We start from the raw sequence: 13,142 nt of genomic DNA on the forward strand, positions 1-13,142 counted from the left end.
CGGTGCTACGAATCATCAGCATCTACGGTGCGATGGGCGTGTTCCCCGGAAGAACGGCGTCGGCGATACTCGAGGTGGGGTTCGCTGTTGCTGATCGGCAGAGCGGACACCGCAGCCCGCCATCGAGCCAGTTCGTCGTCGCGCGTGACATCGCGTGCAAGCGCGGAGAGCTCGATGAGCTCGGCGCTGAGAATCAGGACGATGAGTTTCACGAGAACTGGATAGAAATTGATCTCCAATGATTCGAGGTGGGCCATCGTGCGCGTGTTGTCGCCGGCGGCCCATGCGGCCATGATGGCCACGGCGGCGAGCGGATGTGCGGCAGCGCCGTCGGCTCCAGGAGCAACGGCCTCGGGTGCCGCGCGGCGCAGCGCCTCGTAGAGGTGCACCTCGGGCGCACCGTCCATTTCCTTGAGGACGAATGCCGACAAGGTCAGGACGGCATAGAACTGAAGTGGATCGTCCTCGATGTGATCGATCATTTTTCCTCGCGGCATTGCCAAGATGTTGAGAACCGACTCCATGCGGACACGATCGGGTTCGAGCGTCAAGACCAGCTCATCGTCATGCAGTCTGAGATCTTCCTCAACGCCAAGTTCTCCCTCGAGGATCCGCGCGACTTCGACGAGCTCTTCCCATCGTGGGAGGCGGGGCGACGCAGATTTGCGACGTCGAGTCACTTCATCGGCAAAGCGGAGCGCTGATTCTGCGTCTGAGTAATGGGCTACGTCGAGCTGGAACCATCCGGTGTTGCCTCGGGCGGGCAGCAGGCGTGCGGCGGCAGCGAAGGCGTCGTCGTCAGTGACAAGAACCGGCAGTGACGCTGTGCTCTCGTCATGGGCTGCTTCGGCACGGAGCCGGGAGAGGGCGGAGAGGAATCCCACGTCCCACGCGCCGGACCTCGCCGACCTCGCGAGCTCGCGATTCCGAAGCTTGAGAACCCGGTTTCCGACGACATTGGCCACGGTGGGGCTGCCCCATTCCGCGAAACTGAGCATCGTGCACGCCAGCGGAACGAAATCCATCAAGGCGATCACTTGGTCGAGTACTTCTTGAAGGCGGACGCTCGAATCGGCATCCGGTCGGCGCGCTTTCGATAGGTGCCACGAGAGGATCGCGATGTAGTTGGGCAGCACGACACTGCCGTAGTGCTCTCGTGCTTCGTCCACCGCTTCGCTCAAGGTGGGGAAGTCCGCAGACCGTATCTTCTCGAGGACGGGGGTGCCGTCGAAAGGATCGATCTCGGTTGAGTGTTTCGCCAACTCGAAGAGGACACTCGCACACGTCACCCTCTTGAGCAGGTTGTACGGGGAAGGCGCGAACCCGTCGAAGTTCGCCCCTTCGACCGCTCCGAGATACACGTTGACGTCCACGTGGGTCCGGCCGGCGATCCACGTCCACAGTGCGCGGACGCGTCGGTGTTGCACTTTGGCCTCGTCATATCCCTTGCGTGCGATGGAGTCCGCCAGTCCGACCACGTTGGTGTCGAGGACGAGTTCGACGTTGTCCAAAGGCACCGCTCCGTCGAAGGCTTGGCCGACAATATGGAAGTACTCTCGCGGAGATGTCATGAGAAGATTTTCGGCGCTGTCGAAGGCTGTGCGAACAGAACTCAGAGAATCGGGAGCGGTAACAGAAGCACTTGACCGAGGAAGCACTTCACGTAGTTGCCCGGCACTCAGTAGCGGATGGCATCGATGACCTTCACGCGCACCGCGACGAGCGCGGGCAGCAGACCGGCCAGAGCCCCCACGGCCGTGGCCGCGATGAGACCGATGATCGCGGCATCCACCGGGAACGGGGGAAAGTCGCTCACCATGCCCTGTCCCACGAGATCGCGCATCGCGGGCGACTGCACGATGAGGATCGCCGCCACCACCCCCAGGGCGCCCGCCACCACCGTGGCGACCACGCTCTCCATCATCACCGCGAAGAACACGCGGCCGGCGGTCGCGCCGAAGCTGCGACGGATGCCGATCTCCCGTACCCGCTGCTTGACCGTGACGAGCGCGATGTTGACCAGCCCCAGCGCGCCGAGCAACAGAACCAGGACCGCGATGCCGATCACGACGAGCTTCGTCACGAGGAACGGGTCATCGCCGTACTGTGCCCAGTCCTGGCGGGAGACGTTGACCTCGGTACCGTCGCCCAGGGCGCTCCGCAGGTCGCGCGTGATGGCGGCCGTGAGCGCATCCGCCAGCTCGGGTGGCACCCACATCTCGTACTGACTCTGCGGTGCCCCGCCGCCGCCGTAGGGGTCGGCGGCCGCGGCAGCGGATCCGCGCTCGCCGGCGGTGGCCTTCTGCATCGCCTCCGCGTGCCGCGCGAGCATGATCATCGTCGGCTCGGTCTCCCAGGTGCTCGCGGGAGTCACCCCTACGATCACCGCGAGCGTGCCTCCGGCGGGGATCCCGGATGCCGCGCCGGGAACGCCGTCGCCGCCCAGGGCCACCACGGGGTGGCTCTCGAGCGGCGGTCGTCCCATGCGGTCCCAGAACACCTCGTTCACGATGAGACGGGGCGCGAGCTGCTGCTCATCGGTGGGGGAGAACCAGGAGCCTTCCACGAGCCGCACACGGTGCATCTCGCCGAACGGCTGGTCGACGGCCTGCGTGCCGACCTGCACCGAGCCGGTGGCGAAGGGCACGAGTTGGACCGTGGTCTGCACGCGCGAGGCGTAGGAGATGTCGTACCGCTCGAGTGTCTTGCTCCACGCGGCATCCATGTCGGCCGGGTCGATCGTGCCGTTTAATTTGAATGCCGAGACGTACAGGGTGGCGGGGCGGCCGCCCTGCCGCTCGCTGAGCTCCTGATTGGCCTGCTGCACGATCGCGCCGAGAGCGACCACCGTCGTGAGCGAGCACACCGCGACCGCGACGCCGATGAGCGACAGCAGTACCCGTGTCCGGTGCACGCGCACCTCTTGCCAGGCTTCGAGCAGAGCGCCGACGAACCCGGTGAACCCGCGCATCAGGCGTCCGTCCCTTCTGTCCGGCGAGTTTCGGTCTCGGTCTCGGGTGTGGCCTCCGTCTCGGCCTCGGCCGAGGCCGCCGTCTCCGACGGGGCCTCCGGTTCGCCGGCCTCGGTCTCGACGCGGAACAGCTCGATCACCTCACGCTCGCCGTCCTCGGACGCAGCGACGGGGCTCGACTCGACCGGCGCCATCTCGCGCATCTCGCGACGCGTGAGCGGCTCGAACGCGGGGTCGTCGACGGGGGTCAGGATGCCGCGATCCAGGCGGAAGTGCCGCCGCGCGCGCCGCGCGATCATCGGGTCGTGCGTGATGACGACCTGAGCCGCTCCGGTGCGTTCGGCGACCTCGTCGATGAGCTCCATGACGCTCTGCCCGGTGTCGAGGTCGAGAGCGCCCGTGGGCTCGTCGGCGAGGATGAGACGCGGCCCGCGCACGAGCGAGCGGGCGATGGCGACCCGCTGCTGCTCTCCGCCGGACAGGCGGTCGGGCATGCTGTTCATCCGGTGCCCCAGCCCGACGAGCTCGAGCATCTCGGCCGCGATCTTCTTGCGGCGCCAGAACGTGCGTCCCGACGAGTAGAGCAGTGGCATCGTGACGTTCTCGAGGGCGGTGCGGCCCGCGAGAAGGTTGAACTGCTGGAACACGAATCCGATGGACGCGCCGCGCAGGCGGTCGCGCCGCGCGCCCGAGTAGCTCTTGACCGGGCGGTCGTCGAAGCTGATGACGCCGCTGGTCGGCAGGTCCAGCAGTCCCAGGAGGTTCAGCAGCGTCGACTTGCCCGAGCCCGAACGTCCGACGATCGAGACGTGGTCGCCCGGCTCGACGGTGAGGTTCACTCCGGACAGGATCGTCAGCGCTGGTTGATCCGCAGGGATGACCGTCCGGGTGACGTCTTCGAGGTGAAGAAGGCTCACGACGCCGGTACCGGCTCGCAGAACATCGTGCCGTCGGGGTAGGTGGTGCAGTTGTCGCCCGCACCCGACCCCGCCATCGCACCCGGAGCGAACTCGAGCACCTCGTCGCCCTCGTTCAGCCCCTGCGTGATCTCGACCTGGGTTCCGTCGGTGAGCCCGAGGGCGACGGGGCGCTCCTCTGTCGCACCGTCGGGCGTCGACACCCAGACCGTGCCGCTCTGGGCGGCCCCGCGCACCGCGGTCGTCGGGACGACGAGCACGTTCTCGGCCTTGCCGCCCGCGATCGTCAACTCGGCGGCGAGTCCGGCGAAGACCGTGACGTCGCCGGGGACCGCGCACGTGACGGTCGTGCCGGAGCCGCCGGAGGACGAACCGCTGCCGCCCGCCGCGCCCGACGACTCGCCGTCGCCGTTGCTCCCCGCCAGCGGGGTGACCAGGCGCAGATTCGTGCACGTGAAGGGGGCGGGACCGCCGGTGATGGCGACGGATGCCTCGTTCGGGCGGTTGAGTAGTCGGTACTGCTGCGCGGCCTCGAGCGTCCCGGTCACCGAGAAGCTCGGGGGAGCGACGTTCCCTGCGGCCATGCCGACCGTGACCTCCTGACCCTCGAGCACATCCAGCGCGCTGAGCGTTCCGCCCGCGGGCGCGGTGACGTCCTCGTAGCGGAAGATCGCCGGCTTGGGCTTGCCCTCGGCATCCACGCTGTCGGCGGGGTCGCGCTCGATCGGGACCTTGACGTTGAAGATCACGTCGCCCTGGTTCACACCGCTGCCCTGGGTGATGAAGATCTTGTTCACCACGCCGCCGGCCGTCGACTTCACCGGGACAGCCGGGTCGGACGACACGGTCGCGGTGACCACCACGTCGTTGGTGATGGTGCCCCGCGCGGCCGCCACGCGCGGCTCGACGATGGCCCCGGTGGGCTCAGCCGGAGACGCGTCGACCTCCCGATCAGGGAAGAAGGCCAGCTTGATCAGAGCGGCCGCGACGAGCGCGACCAGGAGCAGACGCAGAATCGGGAAAACCCAGGTGCGTGCGATCCCCATGAAACCCCCCGGAGTGGTGATCGTCGTTGACAGACGATTCCCACACTAGGGGGAGAGACATATCGCGCACGTATCGCGCTCGGGCGGGGAGCCTAGAACTCGCCGCCGGGGTAGACGCCATCGGGGAGGGTGAAGCAGGGCGACGCGGACGAGATCGAGATCGTGTCGTCCGCTTTGTAACGGGCGATGATGTAGTTCTCGCGGTCGTCGGTCTGCGCCACCAACTGGACCTCGTAGTCGCCGTCGATGTCTTGCCGGGTGCGGATGTCGAATCGGTCGCCGGCGAAGCCCGCCTCGATCGCGCGCACGACGTCTTCGGCGTTCACTCCCGGCACGAGGGTCACCATCGTGCCGCCGAGCCACGAGTGGCCACCGTCGATGCACGAGAACAGCGTGCCTTTCTCGTGCTGGTCCACCGCGGCCACCTCGTCGGCGGGAATCCGCGAGACGATGTCTCGCTCCATCGCTTGCGTCGAGGACTTCGCTTGCTCCAGGTCAAGGCCGAGGGGGAACTGGTCTGCGTCACGGGTGTCTCCTCTTGTTTGCTCGGTCCGCTCGGTGCGCAGCCCGCGAGTCCGACGATCGCGACGACCGTCACGGCCAGCCAGGGGGGCTCGTCGCGCCTTCATTCCGCGATCACCTTCTTCAGGTCCTGCAGTAGAGGTCGGGCTCCTTCTCGTTGTTCTGCTCCCCGGGGAACTTCCCGTCCTTGTAGACGAAAGCGACCGTTCCCGGCCGGTTGTTCGTCAGATACGTGGCGATCTGCTGCACTCCACCCGTGTAGAACGAGTTCATCCCCGTGAACGTCCCCGGGACGTAGGTGATCGCCCGTGTCGTAGCGGGGCCCGGCGTTCCGATCATCTCCACGATGCGCGAGTCGTCACGGTCGTACAGGTACAGCTGGCAGAACGCTCGCCCACTGCCGCACGAAGGCATCGGTGCTCGCGGCGGGGCTCTGTGCGAGCACGGCCCACGCGGCGGCGACCTGGTCGGGACTCAGCGTTCCGCTCAGCAGAAGGTCTTGCGTCGACTGCGGGAAAGCCGCGGACGTCGAGAGAGCCACATCGAGGTCGCTCAGCGTGCCGGAGCCGGCGCGCTCGAACGCGTCCGCGATGCCCCCGATCCAGGCCGAGTCGGTCGCGTTCTCCTCGAGGAGCCGAGCGCTCCCGTGCGCGAGCCGCGTCTCGTTCCTCCCACGCGGCGGGCCGAAAGCCCCGATCGAGGGGTTGCTCTTCGGCGTGCGTCCCTGCCATGGCGTGCGTCCCCTCGAGGCTCGGCGGCGCGCAGACGCACGGATGCCGGGACCCCGACGGAAGGTGCCCGCCGGGGTCCCGGCATCCGGGGTCTGTCAGTTCTTCGGGGGCGCGACGATGCGCGGCGTGACGTCGAGCATTCCCACGCGCGCGTGCCGGCGCGAGTACGCGAAGTAGATCACGAAGCCGAGAGCGAGCCAGATGAGGAAGCGCAGCCAGGTCTCGACCGAGAGGTTGAGCATCAGGTAGGTGCAGATCACCGCCGAGAGGATCGGAAGAACGGGGTTGAGGGGCACGCGGAAGCCGCGCTTGAGGTCCGGGCGCTTGCGGCGGAGGACGACGACGCCGACCGACACGAGGACGAACGCCGACAGCGTGCCGATGTTCACCATCTCTTCGAGGATGCCCACCGGGGTGAGGCCGGCCACGATCGCGACGATCACCGTGACGATGATCGAGATGACCCACGGGGTGCGGAAGCGGGGGTGCACCTTCGCCAGGGCGCCGGGGAGGAGACGGTCGCGCGACATGGCGAAGATGATGCGCGTGGCGCCGATGAGGAGCGTCAGCACCACGGTCGTGAGACCGGCGACGGCTCCCGCGGCGATGACGGTCGCCATCCACGTCTGCCCGTGGAACGCGAAGGCCTCGGCCAGCGCCGCCTTGGGGTTGAGCTGGTCGTAGGGCACCATGCCCGTCACCACGATCGCGACCGCGCAGTACAGGATCGTGCAGATCACGAGCGACGCGATGATGCCGATCGGCAGGTCGCGCTGCGGCTTCCTCGTCTCTTCTGCGGTGGTGGCGACGACGTCGAAGCCGATGTAGGCGAAGAAGACGAGGGCCGCACCCGCGAGGATTCCGCCGACGCCGAAGGTCGCCGGCTCGAGGCCCGAGAGGAACTGCAGGAGCGGCTGCGTCAGGCCCGACGTCGACTCGGTGGGGACGGACGGCGGGACGAACGGGCTGTAGTTGGCGGGCGCGATGAACATGATGCCCGCGATGATCACGAAGAGGACGATGAACAGCTTCACGGCGACGAGCACGAGGTTCACGCGCAGCGATTCCTTGATGCCGACCGTCATGAGCCCGCCGAGGACGAGCACGAGCAGGATCGCCGGGATGTCGACGACGCCTCCCGAACTGATCGCCTCCGGCAGGACGACGCCGAGCTGCTGCAGGAACGCAGACAGGTACGCGCTCCATCCCTGTGCCACGACGCTCGCGCCCAGGAACATCTCGAGAATGAGATCCCAGCCGATGATCCAGGCGAACAGCTCTCCCAGCGACGCGTACGAGAACGTGTACGCCGACCCCGAGACCGGCACCGTCGATGCGAACTCGGCGTAACACATCGCGGCCAGGCCGCAGGCGATCGCGGCGACGATGAAGCTGATCACGACGGCGGGACCGGCCACGTCATGGGCGGCGCGACCGGTGAGGGTGAAGATGCCGGCACCGATCACGACGCCGACGCCGAAGACGGTGAGGTCGAGGGCACTGAGCGACTTCTTGAGTCGGAACTCCGGCTCGTCGGTATCGGCGATGGACTGCTCCACCGACTTCGTGCGGAAAAGGCTCACGCGTAACTCCTCTCGAGGCGCCCTCCGACCGAACGCCACCGGGGGAGGATAGCGCTTCTCGATGCCCGTGCCTATCGCCCCCGGAACGTGGACCCGAGGGTGTATCACCTTCCCGAAAGTCGATGTGAATTACGTAAAAGGTGTAATGTTTTGCACATCATGGCAATCAAGCACATCACCCACCTTGTTGACGATCTCGACGGTTCCGTTCTCGAAGAGGGCGAAGGAAAGCAGATCACCTTCTCCGTTGAAGGCCGTGCCTATGAGATCGATTTGTCCAACCGCAATGCCGATAAGTTCTACGACGCGGTGGCGCCCTTCGTCGACGCCGCCCGATCGGTCTCTCGCACCGCGACGAACGCGCGGCGCCCGCGCGCCGCGCGACGGGACAATGACGTCGACCTCGGCGCGGTACGCGAGTGGGCACGCGCGAATGGTCACACCGTGAGCGATCGCGGCCGTGTCCCCGCGACGGTACTCGAGGCGTATTCGGCCGCTCAGTCCTGACCGTGTCGGGGGACGCCCGCCCTGCGGCCGTCGTCCATCCCGGTGTCGTGACGCAATTCGCCGTTCTCGACGCGCTTCTGGGTGGGCAGTATTCGAGTTGTATCACCGTGCGCGATGCACGCGCGCTCGGCGATACCGGAATCGGGTGCTGTGAGCGTTTCGGCGGGGAAGTCGTCATTCTCGACGGCGAGTTCTTCGCCTGCACCGCGGACGAATCCCCGCGGCTGATGACCGACGACGAGATGCTGCCCTTCGTCGACATGTGCTCTTTCGGCGAGGCGGCGTCGCTCACGGTCCGCGATCTCGATGGACCGGCTCTGGCCGAGCAGATCGACGGTCTTCTCGCGAGTCGGAACCTGTTCCACGCGATCCGTGTGGACGGCGTGATGGCGCGGGTGCGCACGCGCGTCACGAGGCGCGAGGAGCCCCCGTTCCGCCCGCTCGCCGAGGTCACCGCCGAACAGATCGAAACGGTCACCCGCGATGTACGCGGAGCGGTCGTGGGCTTTTGGATGCCGCGTCTCTACCAGGGCGTGACGGTCGCCGGACTGCATCTGCATTTCCTTCGCGACGACCGGACCTTCGGGGGACATGTCCTGGAGATCTCGGTACGGGAGGCGGTTCTGCGCGTGTCGGCATATGCACGATTCGAACTGCGGGTGCCGACGGATGTCGAATTCCTCTCGCAGGAACTCACGCATGATGAAGACCGTCGAATCGCAGCTATCGAGGGTGGAGCGGCCGCTTCGTCGGGCGGTGGGAAGCGATGACCCCGAGGGGTTAGTCCGAGGGTGAATTTCCATTCTTTGGCGTCTTTGCCGAACATCACCGACCATAAGATCGCGCCATGGCCAAGAAACACATCACGCAGTTGATCGATGATCTCGATGGTTCCGTCCTCGAAAGCGGGACGACGATCAATTTCTCCCTCGAGGGTCGCGCCTACGAGATCGATCTCTCCGAGAACAATGCGAAGAAGCTCCGCGAGGCATTCGAACCGTTCACGGTAGCCGCGCGCTCGATCGGCTCGTCCGCTCCGTCCGTTCGTCGTTCTCCGCGGCGCGCGGCTTCCACCCGCGACCTTGTCGACGTGCGGGCCTGGGCGGAGAAGAACGGCCACTCCATCAATGCGCGCGGCCGGATCTCCTCCGCCGTTCTCTCGGCATACGACGCCGCGCACTGACCGAAAAGAATCCGGATGCCGCGAGTTCGCGGCATCCGGATTCTTTTCGTCTCAGACCAGGGCTCCCGAGGCGGCCCCTTCTCGCAAGCGCTCCGCGGCCACGCTTTCGGCGGCGGCGAGCGGAGTCACACCGCGGGTTTCGGCCTCGTCGAAGATGCGGCGGAGGGTGTCACCGATGCCGGCCACCCGCCCCATGATCTCGTCGCGCGTCCCGCGCTGCTTGGCTTCGAGGTCGAGGTAGATCACGCCGCCGGCGTTCACGACGAAGTCGGGGGCGTAGAGGATTCCGCGCTGGGCCAGGCGATCCGCGCCGGAGCGATCGGCGAGCGGGTTGTTCGCGGGCCCGCAGACCGCGCCGACGTCGAGGGCGTCGATGACCTCGTCGGTCAGCACCCCGCCGATGCCCGCGGGGACGAAGACGTCCGCGGCGACCAGGTGCGCTTCGTGCGGCTCGACCCACGCGGCCCCGAGCTCGGCCGCCAGGGCGCGCTTGGCGGGGTTCACGTCGGTGACGGTCAGCACCGCGCCTTCGGCGGCGAGGCGCGCGGCGAGGCGTCCGCCCACCTGGCCGAGACCCGCGATGGTGATGCGTCGCTGTGCGACCTCACGCACACCCGCGCTGCGTTCCAGGGTGGCGAGGAGCGAGGAGTAGACGCCGAGGCTCGTCGGACCGGCGGGTTCGCCGGAGCCGCCGCCCGCTTCCGGCAGGCCGACGACGTGAGCGGTGCGCTCGCTCACCGTGAGCATGTCCTCGGTCGTCGAGCCGACGTCTTCCGCGGTGCGGTACAGGCCGCCGAGGCTTTCGACCGCGTCACCCAGATCGAGGAACGCGGCGCGACGGCGGTCGGCGTCGAGCAGGGTCCCGGGCGGCAGGGCGATCACGGACTTGCCGCCTCCGGCGTCGAGACCGGCGGACGCGTTCTTCAGCGTCATGGCGGCCGAGAGGCGGAGGGCGTCGCCGAGCGCGTCGCTCCAGGTGGGGTAGGTCCACAGGCGGGCGCCGCCGAGGGCGGAGCCGAGCACCGACGAGTGCAGGGCGACGGCGATGAAGAGGCCGCTGCGGCTCCCCGTCACCACCTCCACGCGTTCGTGGGTGAAATCGGGCAGGGGAAGGGCGTGGGTCATCGCGATCCTTGTCGTCGGCCGCCTTGTGGGCGGCGCTTTCCGGAGGCCGCGGCTTTGCGGCATCCATCGTCCATTCTGACGTGCCCCCGCCGTGCGCGCGAGAGCCGCGCCCGCGTCGGCGTGACGTCGCGCGGAGTCGACGCGCGACGCGCCGTTGCGGAGACTGCGCGGTGGGCGTGTCGAGACGCACTTCGCCGGACGTACTGCGGGACGCGGCCGGCACGGCTCTAGGCTGTCGGCATGAACGACGCCCTCCCCGCCCGCAGTCGTCTCGTCGCCGCCTCGCTCGAGGCCGCCGGCATCGCGGGACGGATCATCGTCCTTCCCGATGCCGCATCGACGGCCGCCCTGGCCGCCGCCGCGCTCGACATCGAGGTCGGGGCGATCGCGAACAGCCTCGTGTTCTGGAGCGACGACCAGCCGCTCCTGGTGATGACCAGTGGAGCGCACCGCGTGGACACCCGGGGCCTGGCCGAGCGCCTGGGGCGCGGGACGATCCGGCGCGCGACGCCCGAGCAGGTGCTCGCCGCGACCGGGCAGCCGATCGGCGGTGTCGCGCCGACCGGGCACCCCGCCCCGCTCACGACGATCGTCGACGAGGCGCTGGCGGCCTTCCCCGAGATCTGGGCGGCCGGCGGCACGCCCCACACGGTGTTCCCGCTGACGTTCGACGAGCTCGTGCGGCTGACGGGTGGGGCGGTCGCGCGCGTCGACTGACGTGGGGGCGGGGTGCCGGTCCGCGGGACAGCCTCACGCCCCGGGCGCGAGCACGCTCAGGCACACCACCGCGGCGGCCGCCGACCAGGCCTGCGGACGACAGGCCGCGGGGTACGGCGTCGGCACGGAGGAGTGGCTCCGGGGATCGCCCGCGTGCAGCTCGGGCACGCGGTAGGCGAATCCCTCCGCGGCGTCGAGCAGGCCCTCCACCACCGCGCGCGCCTCGTCGAGGAGTCCCGCGCGGAGCATCCCGTGCGCGGCGATCGCGGTGTCGTGCACCCACACGCTGCCCCCGTGGTACGAGAGCGGCCAGTAGCCCGCGGCATCCGTCGACATCGTCCGGATGCCGTACCCGCTCGACATGCTCTCGCCGAGGAGGAGGCGCGCGACGTGGTCCTCCTCTTCCGCGGAGAGCAGTCCGGTGCCGATCAGGTGGCCGATGTTGCTCGTGAGGGTGTCGACGGGCCGCTTGGTGCGATCGAGGGCCACGGCGGGGTAGCGGCCCTCGGGGGTGTCGACCCAATAGGTCTCGGCGAACCGCGCCTTCAGCTTCGCGGCCCAGGATCGCCAGAACACCGCGTCGTCGGCATCCCGTCCGTCCCCGAACTCCTCGAGCAGCGCGGCCCCGGCGAGGGCCGCCTCGTACGCGTACGCCTGGACCTCGCACAGGGCGATCGGCCCCTCGGCGAGGCAGCCGTCGCGCCACTGGATCGAGTCGCCCGAGTCCTTCCATCCCTGGTTCGACAGGCCGGTGCCCAGGCGATCGATGTAGTCGAGGAAGCCGTCGCCGTCGCTGTCGCCGTGGTCGCGGATCCACCCGAGGGCTGCCCGCAGCGTCGGCAGGAGCTCGCGCACCTCGGCCGCGGGCATGCCCGCGCGCCACGCCTCGGCGAGCAGGCAGATCCACAGCGGTGTCGAGTCGACGCTGCCGTAGTACTTCGGGGGCAGCACGATCCCCTCGCCGGGCATCTCGAGCGCGGACGCCCGCAGCTCGTGCAGGATCTTGCCGGGCTCCTGCGCCGTCTGCGCGTCGTCGTCGGTGCCTTGCAGGCGCGCGAGAACGCGGAGAGTGGATGCCGCGATCTCGCGGTCGAGCGGGAGGGCGAGGCGCGCGGCCCAGATCGAGTCGCGTCCGAAGAGGGTGAAGAACCACGGGGCACCGGCGGCGAAGAACTCGTCGCCGGGGTGCTCGGGAAGGACGAGACGGAGGGCGTCGAGATCGTCGAGGGCGGTGCGCACCCAGCGGCCGAGACGAGGGTCGGCAGAACCCGCGGCGACAGCGGCGGAGTCCCACCGCGGGGCTGCCGTCGCCGCCCCGACGACGAGGGTGTCGTCGCGCAGCGTGAGCGTCCAGCCGGCTTCGGCGGTGCCGAACGCCGGCACGTCGACGTCCCACTGCACGACGAGGCCGTCGGGCCCGGAGGCCAGCTGCCCGCCCGGCGCGACGAGCTCGAGGCCCTGCGCGCCGGCGTCGACCGTCGCGCGTTCGCCGTCGACGGCGACGACGGTGTCGCGGGCGTGCGCGTGGCCGGACTTCACCTCGTGCAACTGCGCGAACTCCGGGGAGAGGGACAACCTCAGCGTGGTGGAGATCGGCCGATCGACGCGGGAGCGCAGCGTCCAGGTCTCGCTGACGTGTCCGTCGGTGACCCGCCGGTCGCGCAGGAGTCGCACCTTCGGGTCGGGGGTGGTGTCGTCGAGCCCTCGGAGCAGACCGCCGAGCACGAGGCGCGAGGCGCCGTCGGGGGCGGCCGAGATCCATTCGACGGGGGACCCGTCGCAGCTCAGCGCGAGCGAGCGGACGTGACGCACGTCGCCGTGGTAGACCCCGTGCACGGGG

General features: G+C 68.7%; 14 protein-coding genes. 4 read left to right on the forward strand and 10 right to left on the reverse strand.

From position 1 onward, the window contains the following. Positions 1 to 5: 5 nt before the first annotated feature. From NS220_RS05710 to NS220_RS05740, 8 genes are all read right to left on the reverse strand, one after another. Positions 6 to 1,571, reverse strand: coding sequence for a hypothetical protein (locus NS220_RS05710; protein WP_153004168.1), 1,566 nt, complete (start codon positions 1,569 to 1,571; stop codon positions 6 to 8). 107 nt (positions 1,572 to 1,678) lie between these two features. Then, positions 1,679 to 2,971, reverse strand: coding sequence for an ABC transporter permease (locus tag NS220_RS05715; RefSeq protein WP_058623121.1), 1,293 nt, complete (start codon positions 2,969 to 2,971; stop codon positions 1,679 to 1,681). Then, the gene (locus tag NS220_RS05720; protein ID WP_081322999.1) at positions 2,971 to 3,888 is read right to left on the reverse strand and encodes an ABC transporter ATP-binding protein; all 918 of its coding nucleotides are present in this window, start codon (positions 3,886 to 3,888) and stop codon (positions 2,971 to 2,973) included. The genes NS220_RS05715 and NS220_RS05720 overlap by 1 nt, the downstream gene beginning before the upstream one ends. After that, on the reverse strand, positions 3,885 to 4,934 hold the full coding sequence (locus tag NS220_RS05725) for an efflux RND transporter periplasmic adaptor subunit (RefSeq protein ID WP_058623122.1): 1,050 nt from the start codon (positions 4,932 to 4,934) through the stop codon (positions 3,885 to 3,887). Before NS220_RS05725 ends, NS220_RS05720 begins: the two co-directional genes overlap by 4 nt. 92 nt (positions 4,935 to 5,026) lie before the next feature. Then, entirely contained in the window at positions 5,027 to 5,398 is a 372-nt protein-coding gene (locus NS220_RS05730) for a hypothetical protein (RefSeq protein ID WP_058623123.1), read from the reverse strand. Between the two features lie 181 nt (positions 5,399 to 5,579). Next, positions 5,580 to 5,795 (reverse strand): hypothetical protein, encoded by a 216-nt coding sequence (locus NS220_RS05735; protein ID WP_153004169.1) that lies wholly within the window; start codon positions 5,793 to 5,795, stop codon positions 5,580 to 5,582. A 19-nt stretch (positions 5,796 to 5,814) separates the two neighbouring features. Beyond that, positions 5,815 to 5,997, reverse strand: coding sequence for a hypothetical protein (locus NS220_RS19650; RefSeq protein WP_153004170.1), 183 nt, complete (start codon positions 5,995 to 5,997; stop codon positions 5,815 to 5,817). A 285-nt stretch (positions 5,998 to 6,282) separates the two neighbouring features. Continuing rightward, positions 6,283 to 7,770 (reverse strand): amino acid permease, encoded by a 1,488-nt coding sequence (locus NS220_RS05740; RefSeq protein ID WP_058623125.1) that lies wholly within the window; start codon positions 7,768 to 7,770, stop codon positions 6,283 to 6,285. Positions 7,771 to 7,929: 159 nt separating this feature from the next. Here NS220_RS05740 and NS220_RS05745 point away from each other — a divergent pair, with 159 nt between their 5' ends. From NS220_RS05745 to NS220_RS05755, 3 genes are all read left to right on the forward strand, one after another. Next, positions 7,930 to 8,277 (forward strand): histone-like nucleoid-structuring protein Lsr2, encoded by a 348-nt coding sequence (locus tag NS220_RS05745; RefSeq protein WP_058623135.1) that lies wholly within the window; start codon positions 7,930 to 7,932, stop codon positions 8,275 to 8,277. Then, positions 8,190 to 9,047, forward strand: coding sequence for an acetolactate decarboxylase (gene budA, locus NS220_RS05750; RefSeq protein ID WP_242864541.1), 858 nt, complete (start codon positions 8,190 to 8,192; stop codon positions 9,045 to 9,047). Before NS220_RS05745 ends, budA begins: the two co-directional genes overlap by 88 nt. A 77-nt stretch (positions 9,048 to 9,124) precedes the next feature. After that, a complete protein-coding gene (locus NS220_RS05755; protein WP_058623127.1) occupies positions 9,125 to 9,460 on the forward strand; it encodes a histone-like nucleoid-structuring protein Lsr2 in 336 nt (111 codons plus the stop codon). A gap of 51 nt (positions 9,461 to 9,511) precedes the next feature. Here the strand turns inward: NS220_RS05755 and NS220_RS05760 are convergent, their stop codons facing one another. Continuing rightward, positions 9,512 to 10,585: a Glu/Leu/Phe/Val dehydrogenase family protein gene (locus NS220_RS05760; RefSeq protein WP_058623128.1), complete on the reverse strand. Its 1,074-nt coding sequence runs from the start codon at positions 10,583 to 10,585 to the stop codon at positions 9,512 to 9,514. A 240-nt stretch (positions 10,586 to 10,825) separates the two neighbouring features. Between NS220_RS05760 and NS220_RS05765 the strand changes: the two genes are divergently transcribed. Further along, entirely contained in the window at positions 10,826 to 11,302 is a 477-nt protein-coding gene (locus tag NS220_RS05765) for a YbaK/EbsC family protein (RefSeq protein WP_058623129.1), read from the forward strand. Positions 11,303 to 11,335: 33 nt separating this feature from the next. Here the strand turns inward: NS220_RS05765 and NS220_RS05770 are convergent. Next, positions 11,336 to 13,142, reverse strand: a 1,807-nt coding sequence (locus NS220_RS05770; protein WP_058623136.1) for a glycogen debranching N-terminal domain-containing protein, incomplete at its 5' end; no start/stop codon positions are given.

The organism is Microbacterium testaceum (genome assembly GCF_001476655.1).
Taxonomy (GTDB): Bacteria; Actinomycetota; Actinomycetes; order Actinomycetales; family Microbacteriaceae; genus Microbacterium; species Microbacterium testaceum_C.

Coding starts and splice junctions, on each gene's coding strand:
- NS220_RS05735 (WP_153004169.1), bottom strand. CDS start 5,795: ATGATCGGAACGCCGGGCCCCGCTACGACACGGGCGATCACCTACGTC.
- NS220_RS05725 (WP_058623122.1), bottom strand. CDS start 4,934: ATGGGGATCGCACGCACCTGGGTTTTCCCGATTCTGCGTCTGCTCCTG.
- NS220_RS05765 (WP_058623129.1), top strand. CDS start 10,826: ATGAACGACGCCCTCCCCGCCCGCAGTCGTCTCGTCGCCGCCTCGCTC.
- NS220_RS05730 (WP_058623123.1), bottom strand. CDS start 5,398: ATGGAGCGAGACATCGTCTCGCGGATTCCCGCCGACGAGGTGGCCGCG.
- NS220_RS05715 (WP_058623121.1), bottom strand. CDS start 2,971: ATGCGCGGGTTCACCGGGTTCGTCGGCGCTCTGCTCGAAGCCTGGCAA.
- NS220_RS05710 (WP_153004168.1), bottom strand. CDS start 1,571: ATGACATCTCCGCGAGAGTACTTCCATATTGTCGGCCAAGCCTTCGAC.
- NS220_RS05755 (WP_058623127.1), top strand. CDS start 9,125: ATGGCCAAGAAACACATCACGCAGTTGATCGATGATCTCGATGGTTCC.
- NS220_RS05745 (WP_058623135.1), top strand. CDS start 7,930: ATGGCAATCAAGCACATCACCCACCTTGTTGACGATCTCGACGGTTCC.
- NS220_RS05760 (WP_058623128.1), bottom strand. CDS start 10,585: ATGACCCACGCCCTTCCCCTGCCCGATTTCACCCACGAACGCGTGGAG.